The following is a 14,187-nucleotide window of genomic DNA, read 5'->3' as shown; positions in this document are numbered from 1 at the left end:
TCGGGGTCGTACCGTTCGTCGATGGACCCCGACCGAATCCCGCACGGACTCGGCCCGCGTATCCGGGTGTGGCGCGACGTCGTCTTCGGCATCGACCCGCGACGGCTGGCACACCTATCGGACGCGCCGCTGGGCAGTCTCCGACGGAGCCTCTGGTGGGTGCGTAAGGCCTTCTTCTCCCGGGAGCGGTCGAACATCCCCGGGTTCGTCGTCGACCTCGACGAGGAGGGCGTCCGGCGGACACTCGGCGAGCGCTACTTCGAGCCCGGGTGGGAGATGTCCTACAGCTACCAGGACGAGACGGTGAACCTGCGGCGGGTCCAGTACGAGGCGTCGTTCCCCGAGGGGTACCTCCCAGAGGCGCCCCCCGACCGTCTCCGCTGGTGGCAGGTGCACGTCCGGGGGTTCCCGTACGACGCACCGGTCGACGGCCCGGCGGCCGGCGGACGCCTCGAACTCACCGCCCACCTCGAACCCGAACCCGCCGAGCATCCGGACGCCCACGTCCGGAAGCGCTACATCAGCGTCCGGTACGGGACGGAGGTGCTGGAAGGGCTTCTCGACGAGGCCGGGGTCGAATACGAGCGGGTGGGTCCGTGGGACGCCACGTTCGAGGGGTCGGCGCTCTCGATTCCGGTGGAGGACCGGGAGGGTCGGGAGGAGTGAGTCGTGGACCGGTGAGTTCCGCCCCCGACGGCGACTTCAGCCGCCGAGGAAGTCGAGCAGGGCCCGGTCCCACACCGCTCCCTGCTCGGCGAGGGCGAGGTGACCCGCCCCGTCCAGCAGTTCGAGGCGGCCGTCGGGGAGTGTCGACGCCGCCTCCCGAAGGGTCGAGGGCGGGAAGTAGCGGTCCTCGGTCCCGCCGAGAACGAGCGTCGGCGCCTTCACTCGGGAACAGGGGTGGGTGCCCTCGTGTGCCAGGCAGGCGACACAGGAGGCGACCACGTCGGACGGCGCGGCAGGTGTCGGCATCGCCCCGCCGAGCCGTCGCACAAGTGGCGGGTACAGGTGCCGACGGAGACCCACGTACGCGTCGGCGCTGTCGGCGTAGAGGGCGGTCCAGTCGTCGGCCTCGGCGAGCCGTCGCCAGCGGTCAACCACCTGTCGTTCCTCGCGTCCGAGGCGGACCCCGGCCGTCCCGACGACGAGTCGGTCGACGAGTTCGGGGTGGTCGGCCGCGAAGTGTTGGGCGATTAGCCCGCCCATCGAGACGCCGAGCACCGACGCGGGGTCGTCGACGGTCGCCGCGACCGCGTCCGCGTAGTCGTCGGCCATGTCGCGGGTCGTCGTGCCCCGCGGCAGGTCGCGTGGTCGGCTCAGGACGAGGACGGTGTAGTCGTCCGTGTACCGCCGGAACAGCCATCGGCCGAGATACTCGGCGCCGAGCCGGGAGGGGTCTGCGGGCTGGAGCGCGTCGTTGAGCCCCGAGAAGACGACGAGCGGGGTGGGGCCGTCGCCGACGAGGTAGTACGGGAAGCGGTTCCCGCCGGCGTCGAGGTGACCGTAGTCGATGGTGGGCACCGTCCGACTCCTACTTCTGACCCGGCACGCCGCGCTCGTCGAGCACGACGGGCACCCCGCGGCCCGCCACGTCGGCGGCGAACGCGGCGGAGTCGGCCTCCAGCATCTCCAGCGTGTCGTAGTGGACGGGGAGCACGAGGTCCGGGTCGAGCGACTCGGCGAGGTCGGCGGCCTCGTGGCGGTCCATCACGACGGTGCCGGCGATGTTCGCGAGGAACAGCGACACTTCGAGTTCGTGGTGGCCCTCCAGCACGTCGGAGTCGCCCGGCCAGAACACCGTCCTCCCGCCCACGGAGAGGAGGAAGCCGACGCCGAACCCCTTCGGGTGGTACGGGGTGCCGTCGTCGCGGACGTGCGGGCCGTCCTCGTGGTTGTACGCCGGGAGCGTCCACACCTGCGCGTCGTCGACGGCGGCGCGGTCCTCCTGGCCCACCGTGACGACTTCGTAGGGCAACTCGTCGAGCGGGAGCACGTCGCGGTCGGTGTCGTCGGCCTCGATACCGCCGTAGGCGACGACGGTGGCGTCCTCCTTCGCGACGTGCTCGATGCCGTCGCTGTCGTAGTGGTGGATGTGAGTGACACAGACCACGTCCCCGTCGCGGGCGTGGTAGTCGTCGAGCACGCCGTAGCGACCCGGGTCGAGGTAGACGACGAAGTCGTCGGGGGTTTCTATCCTGACCGTCGCGTAGCCGAGCCACGTGACGCGGAGACCGTCGTGTTTTATCGTCATGGCTCGTCGGTGGCTCGCCACGGTCGTATAGCTCCCGGTGGGTCGAGTCGCTTGCCGACTGCGGACCTGTCGGGTGGTCGGGCGGCTACCGGTCGAGAAGCGACACCGCCCAGAGCGCCAGCGCGGCGACGACGAACAGTCCCGTCACCGACGCGAGCCGGGCGAACGAGGACACCGCGGAGGCGCCCGGGAGGACGCCAGTTGCGTACGCGGCGGTCACGGCGACGGCGAGGACCGACAGGGCGGTCACGGCGTCGCGGCCGGGGTCGTGAGTCACGAGCGAGCGTTCCGAAGTCACGGGACGGTCAAATCGAGTGTCGAAGAAGTGTCTTGTGCTTCGCGGCGGCCCCGACCGGAGCGACCCCGCGCCGTCACTGCGACTCGGCCAGCCGCTCGACCCGCGAGAGCGAGTCGGCGTCGGCCGGGTCCTTGTCGTCGCGAACGGAGACGAAGCGGGGGAAGCGGAGGGCGTACCCGGAGGAGTACGTCGGCGACCGCTGAATCTCCTCGTAGCCGACCTCGAACACCACCTCCGGGCGGAGGTCGACCTCGCGACCCTCGCTCGACACGACGTGGGGCTCGAGCAGTTCGGAGAGCGCCGCGAGCTCCTCGTCGGTGATGCCGGTCGCGACCTTGCCGATGGTCTCGTAGCCGACGTTGTCGGCGGTGTCGGCGCCAGCGTCGCCGGTGGTGTCTGCGCCAGCGTCGCCGTCACCGTCCTCGACCCGCGCCGACAGGAGGAACGTCCCGAGGAACTGCGCCCGTCGTCCCTCGCCCCACTCCGCGCCGGTGACGACGAGGTCGAGCGTCTCCACGTCGGGTTTGCGCTTCAGCCAGTGCTTCCCGCGCTTGCCCGGCGAGTAGGTCGCCTCGGGGTCCTTCAGCATGATACCCTCGTGACCGGCCTCGAGCGCGTCGGCTTCGAAGTCGGCGACTGCGTCGGGGTCGTCCGAAACCAGCAGGTCCGAGGTCGCGGCCTCGGGGAGCAGGCGCCGAAGCCGGTCGTGGCGCTCGGTGAGCGGCGCCTCGAGCAGGTCGTCGCCGTCGGCGTGCAGGCAGTCGAAGGCGTGGAGGCGGAGTTCGACCGCCTCGCGCATCCGACCCACGTCGTGTTTCCGGCGGAACCGTCGGAGCACCTCCTGGAACGGCTGTGGGGTCCCCGTGTCGTCGACCGCGACGACCTCCCCGTCGAGAATCGCCGGAGCGTCGAGTTCGGCCTCGACGAACTCCCGAATCTCGGGGAGCGGGTCGGTGACGTCCTCCATGTTCCGGGAGTAAAGCGACGCCGACGCGCCGTCGTAGTGGACCTGCACCCGGGCACCGTCGTACTTGGTCTCGACGGCGGCCACCCCCCACTCGCCGAGCGCGTCGGTGACGGTGCCGGCCTGTGCGAGCATCGCCTGCACCGGACGACCGACGTCGAGTCGTACGTCGGCCAGCCCCGCCAACCCCTCGTCGCGGGCGACGACGGCGACCATCCCGTAGTCGTTCGACACCTGGAGAGCGCGCTCGACGGCCGCGACGACCTCGTCGGATGCAGAGAGGGTCGGGTCGTCCGCCCCGGCTTCGTCGGCGTCGTCGCCGGCACTGTCGCCCTCGTCGTCCGTGTCCGAGTCGCTCCCTCCCTCGTCGTCACCGTCTGCCACGTCGGTATCGTCTGCCTCACCGGTGCCGTCTGCCTCGTCGTCGCCGTTCCCTTGCTCCACGAGGAACGCCTCGGCGACCGCGTCGCGGACGGTTCCTTCGCCGACGCCGATGCGCATCTCCGCGAGGACGAGTCGGGCGAGAAAGCGCGCCTCGTCGGGTGAGGTGCGGTTGAAGAGGCCGAACAGCGCGTCGACTTTCCGGCCCTCGCTCCCGGCCCCCTCGGCGGCGGCGAGGTCCCGAAGGGTCCGGTCGACTTCGCGGACCGTGAGGCCGTCGTCGCCGCCGGCGCCGAAGGCGCCGAGTCCCTGCTGGCCGCCGAACTCGTAGCCCGCGGCGACCGCTCCGATTTCGCCCACCTCCGCGAGGCGCGCCTCCACGTCGGCCGGGGAGACGTTGGTGCCGGCCGCGCGGGCGAGCGCCTCGTAGCAGAGCGACGGGCCGATGTCGAGCGTCGCCGACCGCCACGCGGGGAACACGCGACCCTGTACGAACCGGGCGAGAATCGGCAGTTCGTCGGCGCCGTCGGCTCCGGTGTCGGTGAGGCCGTCGGCGTCGTCGACCTCGTCCGACTCACCGGCCCCCGGCGCCGACTCGGTACCCTCGGCCGCGAGAAAGAGGTCGCGAACCAGTAGCGTCGTCGCGATGTCGGCGCTCTCGGCTTCCATCTCGCGGGCGCGGGCGGCGAACTCGGCGAACTCCATCGTCGGCGAGTAGCCGACCGCCGGGAAAAAACACACCGTTCCGCCGTCGTCCTCCTTCGCGACCGTTTCGTACGCTACTGCTCCGAGGCGACGCCGATGTTCTTCATCTCGCCGCCGCAGTCGGGGCACGCTCCGGGTTGCGTCGACGAGCGCGTGCGGTGGCCACAGTCCAGACACTCGTACGTGTGGTGGTGTTTCGTGGAATTGGGCGTCTGTTTGTCGGACATGCCTGTGGTACGCTGTCTCTCGGCTAAATCCTGTCGCAACCGTCCGCCCGCCCGACCGGTTCTACCGGATACCCGCGGATTGAAGGGTTCGCCGGGCGGAGGGGCCAGTATGGCTGAGGACCTCGCGGGCCGGGTTCGGACCGTACTCGACGTCGACGCCGAGGAGTTCCAACGGGAGGCCGAGGCGGACGCCGAGGTGGTGAAAGCGGGCCTCCGGGACGGTGCCTTCGACAACCACCAGTCCATAATCGGCCTCGAGTACGAGTTCTACGCCGTCGACGACGGCCGCTGGGCCGACGAGGCCGACGCCGAGCGCCGGTACTCGCTGATGCGAGTCCCTCGGCGACTGCTCGAACTCATCGGCTTCGAGAAGGAACTCGGCCTGCACAACGCCGAGATGACCACGAGCCCGCAGCCGTTCAACCCCTACGGCCTGCGCGCCCAGGAGAACGAGGTCCTCGCGCGGCTGTCGACCGCGCTCGACTGCACCGCCGCCGAGGGGATGCGCCTCGTCAGCGACGCGCTGTGGACCGTCCCCCCGGCGGGCGAGACGGCCCGCGGCTACCTCACCGACAGCGTCGTCGACGACGGCGTCGCCATCGCGACGAACATGTCGGACGCCGTGCGCTACCACGCGATGGCGAACGGTCGGGGGGACGACGAGTTCTCCGTCGAGGCGCCCCACGTCGACCTCTCCGCGGACACGGTGATGCCCGAGAGCCTCATCACCTCCATCCAGCCGCACTTCCAGATGGCCCACGCGGCGGACCTGCCGACGTACTTCAACTACGCCGTCCGCATCGCCGGCCCGCTCCTCGCGCTCGGCGTCAGCTCCCCGTTCTTCCCGCCGGACCTCTACGAGGACGGCGTCGACGCGGAGACACTGCTCGCCGACGCGTGGGACGAGAACCGCGTCGCCGTCTTCGAGTCCGTCCTCAACACCGCTACGGGCCAGGACAAGGTCGCGTTCCCCGAGGACCTCTCGACGGTCGAGGAGGCCGTCGACCGCGTCGTCGAGGACGAGATCTTCGTCCCGATGCCGGTCGAGCGCGCCGGCGACCGGTTCGACGACGACTTCGCCACCCTGCGGATGAAACACGGGACCTACTGGCGGTGGGTTCGCCCGGTGTTCGGCGGCGCCTCCCGGTCGGCCGCGAACGCCCGCATCGAGTTCCGGCCCATCCCCGCCCAGCCGACCGTCCGGGACTCGATGGCGTTCCAGGCGGCGTTCGCCGGACTGATGCAGAGCCTCGTCCGCCGTCAACACCCCGTCGTCGACCAGGAGTGGGAGACCGCCCGCGAGAACTTCTACGCCGCGATGCGAAACGGGTTGAACAGCGGTCAGCGCTGGATTACCAACGACGGCCAGGAGACGACGGACCTCGTCGCCGTCTACGACGACATCCTCGCACACGCCGCCGACGGCCTCAAGTCGGCGGGCTGTTCGGCCGCCGAGGCCGAGCGCTACGTCGCCCCGCTCCAGGCCCGCGTCGAGACCGCTCGCACCCCCGCCGACTGGAAGCGCGAGCAGGTCAAGAGCCGCCTCGCCGACGGCGACGACTTCGAGACGGCCGTCACCGGGATGCAGCGGACCTACGTCGAGCGCCAGACCGAGACGCTGCTCGACGGGAGTTTCGCCGACTGGTAGCGGCGCCGTCCGGGCCGACCCGCCCGTCGACCGCGGCGGCTCACTCGCCGCGCTCGCGGTAGAACAGGGCGAGGACGACCCCGAACAGCGCCAGACTCAGAGCGCCGGTTGCGGCGCCGAGCAGGGGGAATCGAAACCCGTCGAGCACCCACACGACGCCGAGCGCGCCCACGTGAACCGCGGCGAGGAGGTAGAGCACCGGTCGCCAGTACTCGGTGGCGTAGACGACGACGCCGACGACGAACGTGAGCGCGACGACGGCGAAGACGGCCTCGGCGGTCAGGACGGCGACGTAGCCGTTGACGAGGGCGAGCGCCAGCGCCAGTCCGACGGCGACCCACCCGAGCCGCGTCCGTTCGTGAAGCGCGAGTACGTTCCGCGTCTCACCGAGCGTTCCCATGGCTAGAGGGACGTGTGACGAGGCGATGTGGCTGTCGCCGATTCTCGTGGAGAGAGAAGACGAGTGGCTTCGGCGAACGATACGCTTCGGCGGTCCCGCCCTCAGAGCAGGCTCTTGATGTCCTTCTCGCGGGTGATGTCGACGCCGTCCTCGGTGGCGACGGCGACGTTGATGCCGTTCCCGGAGGCGAGGTCGCGCTCGACGGCGCTGTCGATAGCCTTCGCGGCGATGGACTTCGCCTCCTCGACGGAGAGGCCCTCCTCGTAGTGCTGTTCGAGCACACCGAGGGCGAACTGGCTCCCGGAGCCGGTGACGGAGTAGTCCTCCTCGCTCATGCCGCCGAGGGGGTCCATGCTGTACACGTGCGGGCCGGTGTCGTCGACGCCGCCGACGAGCGGCGAGACGATGAAGAACGCGCCCGAGCGCAGGAAGTTCGAGACGATGGTCGAGAGCGCCTGCATGCTCATGTCCTTGCCGCGGCGGGTCTCGTAGAGGCTGGTCTCCGCGCGGAGGTTGCGGATGAGCGACTGTGCCGCGGAGACGGAGCCGGCGATGGTGAGCGCGCCGGTCGGGTGAATCTGCTCCACCTTCTGGACGTCCTTCGAGGAGACCATGCCGCCGAGGGAGGCGCGCATGTCGGTGGCGAGGACGACGGCGTCCTCCGTGCGGAGGCCGACGGTCGTCGTTCCGGTCTTCATCTGTTGGTCCTTGTCGAGGTCCGCCCGGCGCTCGGCCTCGGGGAACTCGCCGAGTTCCGGCCCGAACACGTTCGAGTGGTCGCCGTTGAGCGGGTCGAGGTCACCGGAGTTCGGTGTTCGCATTGACTGCGGGTTGGCCCGCGCCGCTGATAAAGGCAACCCTTCGACGCGCCCTTGCCGGCGCCCGGAGGCCGGGAGGGACCGGACTCGGCGCGCGAGCGACCGCGACAGAGGCGCCGGAAGCGAGGGCGGCGAGAGCCGTTGTGGCGGCGGCGAGCGCGGACCAGAAACCGTGGCGGCGGCGAGCGCGCTCGAGAAGCAGCGTGGCAGAGTCGGTCGAGTCGGTCGGGTCGGTCGAGTCGGTCGGTCAGTTCGTGGCGGACTCCTCGACCGTCTCGGGGGACACGGCGTCGTCGTAGGCCTCCCCCATCGTGACGACGAGTCGACCGACGGGCAGGTTGACGCCAGCGCGACGGGCGAGGACGGCGACGGGAAGCAGGAGGATTCCCAGGGCGACGGTAGTCTGGTACAGTGCGAACAGGGCGAGCCGACGGAACACGGCGAACATCTCCTACTCGACCGGCCGCCGGACGTGTATATAAGCTTTCTCTAGCAGGCAACCGGTCGACCCCGGCGCTGTCTTGCGATTCAACTGGGGTTGTGTCGGAGACAACTCGAACTGACAGGTTCCCGCTCACACCCGAAGAACGGCGTGAGGAGCCACGGCTATCCGTATAAGTTACGAGTGCCGTCGGCAGTGCGTGCGCATTCCTGAATTTCACGACAACTGATACCACGCGGCTCGGTCGGGGCGGGTCGGGCGAGGGCGGGACGAGTCGAGCCACCCGGGCGGCCCGACTCGATTCCCCGCGGAGCGTCCCGCCGATTTATCCCGTCTCGGGGGCGACGACGCATATGTTCAATCCCGACTCCGCGGCCGGCGGGACGCCGGCCCGTGAGACGGCGCTCGCCTGTGTCGCGGCCGGCATCGAAGCCGCCGACCCCGAGCGGGTCGTCGCCGACGAGGTGGCGCTCGACGGCGACCGCCTCACCGTCGGCGCGGAGACTTACGATCTCGCCGACTACGACCGACTGCTCGTCCTCGGCGGCGGCAAGGCGGCGGTCGGCGTCGGGCGGGCCCTCGACCGGGAGTTGGGCGACCGCCTCACCGAGGGGCTCGTCGTCGCCCCCGACCCCGGCGACGCCGGGCGCGTCGAGGTCGCGGTCGGCGACCACCCGGTGCCGAGCGAGCGCGGTGTCGACGCCACCCGCCGCCTGTTGGACCTCGCCCGCGACGCCGACGAACGGACGCTACTGCTCGCCGTCGTCACCGGCGGCGCGAGCGCGCTGCTCGCGGCACCCGCCGAGGGAGGGGACGCGGGAGTCACACTGGACGACCTGCAGACGACGACCCGCGCACTGCTCGACAGCGGGGCGAGTATCGACGAGTTGAACGCCGTCAGGAAACACCTCTCGGCGATAAAGGGCGGCGGCCTCGCGCGCGCGGCAGCCCCGGCGACGACCGTCGGCCTCGTCCTCTCGGACGTGGTCGGCGACGACCTCTCCGTCATCGCTAGCGGGCCGACCGCGCCCGACGACTCGACGTTCGCCGACGCGCTCGCCGTGCTGGCCGGGTACGGCATCGACGCCCCCGCGGCGGTGCGGCATCGACTCGAGCGGGGCCGCGACGGCGACCTCGACGAGACCCCCCGGGCCGACGACTCCGTCTTCGAGCGCGTGCAGAACGTCGTTCTCGCGAGCGGGTTCACGGCTGTCGACGCCGCCCGCGAGGTCGCGGTGGAACGCGGGTACGACGCCCTCGTCCTCTCCTCGCGCGTCCGCGGGGAGGCTCGGGAGGCCGCGAAGACCCACGCCGCGGTCGCCGAGGAGGTCGTCGCGACGGGCAACCCCGTCGAGGCACCCGCCGTGGTACTCTCGGGGGGCGAGGCCACCGTCACCGTCCGCGGCGACGGTGAAGGCGGCCCGAACCAGGAGTTCGCGCTCTCGGCGGGCGTGGAGTTCGCGGAGGGGTCGCTCGCCCGAGCGGCGGGGTGGGAGGTCGCGCTCGCCAGCGTCGACACCGACGGTCGGGACGGCGCGAGCGACGTTGCGGGGGCGCTCGTCGGCCTCGACACCGTCGACGACGTGGCCGGCGCACGAGACGCGCTGGCGCGGAACGACGCCCTGCCGTACCTCGGTTCGAGGGGTGCACTACTGGAGACGGGGCCGACGGGGACGAACGTGAACGACCTGCGGGTGCTGGTCGTCGAGGGGACCGCGTAGCCGTCCGTCGAGAAAACCGCGGCGTCGGTCGCCGAAGAGTTCAGTCCTCTAGCGTCACGTCGTACCCGAACTCCGCGTCGGCGAGTCGCTGTTTCGCGACGTGGTCCCGGAGCAACACCGGCGGGAGCGTTACGAGCGGGAGGGCGACGACGAGCGCGAACGCCGGGTCCACCGCCGGGTCGACGACCGCGGCGGCGGCGAACAGCAGGCCGGCGAGCACGTACGTGGCGGCGACGAGCAGGTCGGCGCGCGAGTAGTCCTCGAACACGGGGAACCGAAGCGGGCCCACGAAGGTAAACTCGTCGCCGCGGTCGACGACCGGTCGTCGACGCGGTCGCCTCCCGTCCCGTCCTGTCACTCGCCCGGCGATAGACTCGTATACCGCGGGGCGCTATCGGGTGGCATGGCGAAGCTACTGCCCTCCTCCCCGAGCGCGGACGCGATCGAGCGGGCCGGGGACGCAGAGCCCCGGGTCATCGGTGTCGACAGCGACGACGCCGACGCGCTCATGTCGGCGCTCTCCTCCGGCACGGCCCGAAAACTCCTCGCCGCCCTCCACGAGGAGCCAGACACCGCGAGCGGGCTCGCAGACCGCATCGACACTACCCTCCAGAACGTCCAGTACCACCTCGGAAAGCTCGACGACGCCGAAGTGGTGTCGGTCGTCGACACCGTCTACTCCGAGAAGGGTCGCGAGATGAAGGTGTACGCCCCCGCCGACCGCCCGCTCGTCGTCTTCGCCGGGCGCGAAGCCGACAGCACCGGCCTCGTCCCGGCGCTCAAGCGCCTGCTCGGCGCCGTCGGCGCGCTCGCAGTCGGCTCGGTGCTCGTCGAGTCGCTCCTCGCCGAGGGCCCGCCCTTCGGCTTCGGGGCGACCGGCGGCGCGGAGGGCGGCAGTGCCGGCACGATGGAGGCGACCGGGACGGCCGCGGACGCGGCGGGACAGGCGATGGGGCTCCCGCCCGGACTGCTCTTCTTCCTCGGCGGCCTCGCCGTCCTGCTCGCGGCGTTCGCGGTGCGGTACGTCCGTCGGACGGCCTGACGGCACGCGAACCCGCCGTCGTCGGTCGAAGAGCGAGGCCTGACGGCGCCGGGTGGGAAGGGACGAAACGAGACGCGGTGAGACGCTCCTCCGACGGGCGTCGTCCCACCGCCGCTATTTTCGGAGACACAACTAACAAGTACGGGGGACACAAATCGAAGATTAGACGAGACTAATCGAGGAGTTCGATATATATTATGTCATCTGGAAACCACGACGAACGAGCGACGACGCGACGCGACGCACTGCGCGCCGGTGGTGCGGCGGCGCTGGCGGGGGTAGCCGGCTGCACGGCGCTGCCGAGTGCGCCCGGGCAGGCCGGAGACGATGGCGACGGCGGCGACGAGGGCGGGGACGACGGGCCGGTCGCGGTAGCGTCGTTCTTCAGCTTCTACGACTTCGGCCGGCAGGTCGCCGACGGCACCCCGCTGACGGTGGAGAATCTCGTTCCCACAGGGCTCCACGGTCACGGCTGGGAGCCGAACGCGAGCATCACGCAGCGCATCATCGAGGCGGACGCGTTCGTCCACGTCGGGGCGGAGTTCCAGCCCTGGGCCGACCGGGCCATCGAGACGGTCGAGGGCGACGACGTCGACACGGCGCTCATCAACGTCCGAAAGGGAGTCGAGCTAATCGACCTGGCGGCGTCGCTGGACCGCGAGGAGGAGGGCGTCGGCGCGCAGCGCGGGAAGGACCCGCACTTCTGGCTCGACCCCCTGCGCGCGAAGCAGTCCGTCGACAACATCGCCGACGGGTTCGCCGACCTCCTGCCGGAGCACGCCGACACCTTCCGCGAGAACGCCGAGACCTACAAGTCGGAGGTGCTGGAGCGTATCGACGGCGACTACGAGGCCGTCTTCGAGGCGGCCGAGCGTGACGTCGTCCAGTTGGCCGCGCACAACGCCTTCCAGTACATCGGGGTACGCTACGGCGCGCGGATGCGCCCGCTGGTGACGAGCCTCGCGGCGAGCGGCGACGTCAAACCCGCGGACATCCGCGAAGCGGCGGCGGTCATCCGCGAGAACGACATCAAGTACATCGCCAACGGCGTCTTCGAGTCCCAGCGCCCCGCCCAGCAGCTCGTCCGCGAGACGAACGTGGAGGCGTACTTCCCCATGACGCCGTACGCCGGCGTCCGCGAGCAGTGGGTCGAGGAGAACTGGGGGTACGAGGAGATTGCCTACAACATCAACCTCCCCACCCTCGAAATCGTCCTCGGCACCGAGACCCCCGAGGACGCGGCCCCATCGGCGGGCTGGCTCGAGCAGTGGCGGAACTTCGAACCGACATGAGCCCGCAGGACACCGAATCCGCGACGGCGGCTGGCACGGCCGAGCGACCGACCGCCGAGAGCGACGCGGCCGCGGCGGGCGAGCCGGTCGTCCACCTCGCCGACGTGGCCTTCGGCTACACGGCGACACCCGTGGTCGAGGACGTCTCGCTGACTATCGACCCGGGGGAGTACGTCGCCATCGTGGGGCCGAACGGCTCGGGCAAGTCGACGCTGATGCAGCTGATGCTGGGTCTGCTCGAGCCCGACGCGGGGACGGCCCGGCTGTTCGGCGAGCGGGCCGACCGCTTCGACGACGGCGAGCGGGTCGGCTACGTCGCCCAGCGCGCCAGCGCCGCGAAGGAGATGCCCATCACCGTCCGCGAGGTGGTGAAGATGGGTCGGTTCCCGCACGTCGGGTTCGGCCGGCTGTCGGGCGAGGACTGGGCGGTCGTCGACGACGCACTCGCGACAGTGGGGATGAGCGCGTTCGCCGACCGGCGCGTCACGCAGCTCTCGGGCGGCCAGCGCCAGCGGGCGTTCATCGCGCGGGCGCTGGCGAGCGAGGCCGACCTGCTCGTCCTGGACGAGCCGACCGTCGGCGTCGACGCCGAGTCCGTCGACGCGTTCTACGACCTGCTGGCGGCGCTCAACGCCGAGGGCATCACCGTTCTCCTCATCGAGCACGACCTCGGGGCGGTCGTCGAGCACGCCGACCGCGTCGTCTGTCTCAACCGCGAGCTCTACTTCGACGGCCCGACGGACGAGTTCGTCGAGAGCGACGCCCTGGCGCGGGCGTTCGGAACCGAGGCGCGGGTTCTCACGGGTGGGAGCGGATGAACGCCGTCGTGACGGCCGCGCCCGTGACCGGTACTCTCGCCGCCGCGGACCCCTCGCTGTTGCTCGCGCTCCCGCTACAGGGCGCGCTGGGTGCCGTCGGCGACCTCGTCTTCGGCGTCCTGCTGTGGCTCTTAGAGCAGTGGTACTGGCTCATGGACTGGGTGTACTACTTCACGGGCCTCGAGATGCTGAACCCGCGCTACCGGTTCATGCACCGGGCGATACTCGTCGGGCTCTGCGTCGGCGTGATGGCGCCGCTCATCGGGACGTTCCTGGTCCACCGACAGCTCGCGCTCATCGGCGACGCGCTGGCGCACACCGGGTTCGCCGGCGTGGCCGTCGGCCTGTTCCTGAACGCCGTCATCGACCTCGGGGTGTCGCCGTACCTCACCGCCGTCGTCGTGGCGATGATCGCCGCGCTGTTCATCGAGCTCATCTCGGAGGTCACCGACGCCTACAACGACGTGTCGATGGCTATCGTCCTGTCGACCGGGTTCGCGCTGGGGACGACGCTCATCAGCCTCAACGCGGGCGGGCTCGCCGTCGGCGTCAACCAGTTCCTCTTCGGCAACCTGTCGACGGTGTCGCCCCAGAGCGCGGCCATCCTCCTCGTCCTCTTCGCCGTCATCGTCGGGACGGTGGCCGTCACGCGCAACCAACTCCTCTACGTCACCTTCGACGAGACGGCGGCCGCCGTCTCCGGCATCTCCGTCAACTGGTACAACCGCGTGATGGTGATGCTGACGGCGATGGTCGTCGTCGGCGCGATGCAGATAATGGGCGTCATCCTCGTCGCGGCGATGCTCGTGGTCCCGGTCGCGGGGGCGACGCAGGTGTCCCGGAGCTTCTCCGAGTCGCTCGTCGTCTCGGTCGTCCTCGCGGAACTCGCGGTGCTGTTGGGAATCGGCGTCGCCTACTACGGCGGCGTCACGGCCGGCGGGGTCATCGTCCTCGTCGCCGTGGGCATCTACGTCTGTGCCGTCGCCCTGGGTAAACTCCAATCCGCTCGCGCCGGTCGGCGCACCCCCGACATGGGAAGTATCGAGGCCACCGGTAGCGAGGCGAGCGTCGACGCGGAGGGTGACTGACGGCCGCGGCGGGAAGTACGACCTCACGTGCAGCGCACCGGAGGCGTGACGTCGGGAGGAGTCCGGTCCCCGACGCCGTTCGTTCGCGAGGG

16 protein-coding genes are annotated in these 14,187 nt (G+C 70.6%); 7 read left to right on the top strand and 9 right to left on the bottom strand.

Annotated features, from left to right (window positions below):
• Positions 1-21: 21 nt before the first annotated feature.
• The gene (locus N5095_RS19490; RefSeq protein ID WP_267624844.1) at positions 22-666 is read left to right on the top strand and encodes a hypothetical protein; all 645 of its coding nucleotides are present in this window, start codon (positions 22-24) and stop codon (positions 664-666) included.
• A gap of 36 nt (positions 667-702) precedes the next feature.
• Here the strand turns inward: N5095_RS19490 and N5095_RS19485 are convergent, their stop codons facing one another.
• From N5095_RS19485 to N5095_RS19465, 5 genes are all read right to left on the bottom strand, one after another.
• Complete coding sequence (locus tag N5095_RS19485) at positions 703-1,521, bottom strand: alpha/beta fold hydrolase (RefSeq protein ID WP_267624843.1); 819 nt, start codon at positions 1,519-1,521, stop codon at positions 703-705.
• 10 nt (positions 1,522-1,531) lie between these two features.
• Positions 1,532-2,251, bottom strand: a complete 720-nt coding sequence (locus N5095_RS19480; protein ID WP_267624842.1) for an MBL fold metallo-hydrolase — start codon at positions 2,249-2,251, stop codon at positions 1,532-1,534.
• Positions 2,252-2,336: 85 nt separating this feature from the next.
• Positions 2,337-2,549 (bottom strand): hypothetical protein, encoded by a 213-nt coding sequence (locus N5095_RS19475; protein ID WP_267624841.1) that lies wholly within the window; start codon positions 2,547-2,549, stop codon positions 2,337-2,339.
• Between the two features lie 73 nt (positions 2,550-2,622).
• Complete coding sequence (gene ligA / locus N5095_RS19470) at positions 2,623-4,599, bottom strand: ATP-dependent DNA ligase LigA (RefSeq protein ID WP_267624840.1); 1,977 nt, start codon at positions 4,597-4,599, stop codon at positions 2,623-2,625.
• Between the two features lie 74 nt (positions 4,600-4,673).
• A complete protein-coding gene (locus N5095_RS19465; RefSeq protein WP_267624839.1) occupies positions 4,674-4,826 on the bottom strand; it encodes a rubrerythrin-like domain-containing protein in 153 nt (50 codons plus the stop codon).
• A 109-nt stretch (positions 4,827-4,935) separates the two neighbouring features.
• Here N5095_RS19465 and N5095_RS19460 point away from each other — a divergent pair, with 109 nt between their 5' ends.
• A complete protein-coding gene (locus N5095_RS19460) occupies positions 4,936-6,474 on the top strand; it encodes a glutamate-cysteine ligase family protein (RefSeq protein ID WP_267624838.1) in 1,539 nt (512 codons plus the stop codon).
• Between the two features lie 40 nt (positions 6,475-6,514).
• Here the strand turns inward: N5095_RS19460 and N5095_RS19455 are convergent, their stop codons facing one another.
• From N5095_RS19455 to N5095_RS19445, 3 genes are all read right to left on the bottom strand, one after another.
• Positions 6,515-6,874 (bottom strand): hypothetical protein, encoded by a 360-nt coding sequence (locus N5095_RS19455; protein WP_267624837.1) that lies wholly within the window; start codon positions 6,872-6,874, stop codon positions 6,515-6,517.
• Positions 6,875-6,975: 101 nt separating this feature from the next.
• A complete protein-coding gene (gene psmB / locus N5095_RS19450) occupies positions 6,976-7,695 on the bottom strand; it encodes an archaeal proteasome endopeptidase complex subunit beta (protein WP_267624836.1) in 720 nt (239 codons plus the stop codon).
• Between the two features lie 244 nt (positions 7,696-7,939).
• Positions 7,940-8,140, bottom strand: coding sequence for a hypothetical protein (locus tag N5095_RS19445; RefSeq protein ID WP_267624835.1), 201 nt, complete (start codon positions 8,138-8,140; stop codon positions 7,940-7,942).
• Between the two features lie 347 nt (positions 8,141-8,487).
• Here N5095_RS19445 and N5095_RS19440 point away from each other — a divergent pair, with 347 nt between their 5' ends.
• On the top strand, positions 8,488-9,855 hold the full coding sequence (locus N5095_RS19440) for a glycerate kinase type-2 family protein (protein WP_267624834.1): 1,368 nt from the start codon (positions 8,488-8,490) through the stop codon (positions 9,853-9,855).
• Positions 9,856-9,895: 40 nt separating this feature from the next.
• Here N5095_RS19440 and N5095_RS19435 read toward each other — a convergent pair whose 3' ends face one another.
• Positions 9,896-10,123, bottom strand: coding sequence for a hypothetical protein (locus N5095_RS19435; RefSeq protein WP_267624833.1), 228 nt, complete (start codon positions 10,121-10,123; stop codon positions 9,896-9,898).
• A 135-nt stretch (positions 10,124-10,258) separates the two neighbouring features.
• Between N5095_RS19435 and N5095_RS19430 the strand changes: the two genes are divergently transcribed.
• From N5095_RS19430 to N5095_RS19415, 4 genes are all read left to right on the top strand, one after another.
• A complete protein-coding gene (locus N5095_RS19430) occupies positions 10,259-10,897 on the top strand; it encodes an ArsR/SmtB family transcription factor (protein ID WP_267624832.1) in 639 nt (212 codons plus the stop codon).
• 197 nt (positions 10,898-11,094) lie between these two features.
• On the top strand, positions 11,095-12,189 hold the full coding sequence (locus N5095_RS19425) for a metal ABC transporter substrate-binding protein (protein WP_267624831.1): 1,095 nt from the start codon (positions 11,095-11,097) through the stop codon (positions 12,187-12,189).
• Positions 12,186-13,007, top strand: a complete 822-nt coding sequence (locus N5095_RS19420; protein WP_267624830.1) for a metal ABC transporter ATP-binding protein — start codon at positions 12,186-12,188, stop codon at positions 13,005-13,007. The genes N5095_RS19425 and N5095_RS19420 overlap by 4 nt, the downstream gene beginning before the upstream one ends.
• Positions 13,004-14,095 carry a metal ABC transporter permease gene (locus tag N5095_RS19415; RefSeq protein WP_267624829.1) on the top strand — a complete coding sequence of 364 codons (1,092 nt, stop codon included), beginning with the start codon at positions 13,004-13,006 and terminating at the stop codon, positions 14,093-14,095. The genes N5095_RS19420 and N5095_RS19415 overlap by 4 nt, the downstream gene beginning before the upstream one ends.
• Positions 14,096-14,187: the final 92 nt, after the last annotated feature.

The sequence above is a fragment of the Halobium salinum genome (assembly GCF_026586625.1).
Taxonomy (GTDB): domain Archaea; phylum Halobacteriota; class Halobacteria; order Halobacteriales; family Haloferacaceae; genus Halobium; species Halobium salinum.
Note: the sequence above shows the minus strand (reverse complement) of the source record. Positions and strands in the feature narration are given on the sequence as shown.

What these genes read in the sequence shown, in the direction of transcription:
- N5095_RS19490 (WP_267624844.1), top strand. Translation starts at nt 22, where the DNA reads ATGGACCCCGACCGAATCCCGCACGGACTCGGCCCGCGTATCCGGGTG.
- N5095_RS19480 (WP_267624842.1), bottom strand. Translation starts at nt 2,251, where the DNA reads ATGACGATAAAACACGACGGTCTCCGCGTCACGTGGCTCGGCTACGCG.
- ligA (WP_267624840.1), bottom strand. Translation starts at nt 4,599, where the DNA reads ATGGAGTTCGCCGAGTTCGCCGCCCGCGCCCGCGAGATGGAAGCCGAG.
- N5095_RS19465 (WP_267624839.1), bottom strand. Translation starts at nt 4,826, where the DNA reads ATGTCCGACAAACAGACGCCCAATTCCACGAAACACCACCACACGTAC.
- N5095_RS19460 (WP_267624838.1), top strand. Translation starts at nt 4,936, where the DNA reads ATGGCTGAGGACCTCGCGGGCCGGGTTCGGACCGTACTCGACGTCGAC.
- N5095_RS19455 (WP_267624837.1), bottom strand. Translation starts at nt 6,874, where the DNA reads ATGGGAACGCTCGGTGAGACGCGGAACGTACTCGCGCTTCACGAACGG.
- psmB (WP_267624836.1), bottom strand. Translation starts at nt 7,695, where the DNA reads ATGCGAACACCGAACTCCGGTGACCTCGACCCGCTCAACGGCGACCAC.
- N5095_RS19445 (WP_267624835.1), bottom strand. Translation starts at nt 8,140, where the DNA reads ATGTTCGCCGTGTTCCGTCGGCTCGCCCTGTTCGCACTGTACCAGACT.
- N5095_RS19440 (WP_267624834.1), top strand. Translation starts at nt 8,488, where the DNA reads ATGTTCAATCCCGACTCCGCGGCCGGCGGGACGCCGGCCCGTGAGACG.
- N5095_RS19430 (WP_267624832.1), top strand. Translation starts at nt 10,259, where the DNA reads ATGGCGAAGCTACTGCCCTCCTCCCCGAGCGCGGACGCGATCGAGCGG.
- N5095_RS19425 (WP_267624831.1), top strand. Translation starts at nt 11,095, where the DNA reads ATGTCATCTGGAAACCACGACGAACGAGCGACGACGCGACGCGACGCA.
- N5095_RS19420 (WP_267624830.1), top strand. Translation starts at nt 12,186, where the DNA reads ATGAGCCCGCAGGACACCGAATCCGCGACGGCGGCTGGCACGGCCGAG.
- N5095_RS19415 (WP_267624829.1), top strand. Translation starts at nt 13,004, where the DNA reads ATGAACGCCGTCGTGACGGCCGCGCCCGTGACCGGTACTCTCGCCGCC.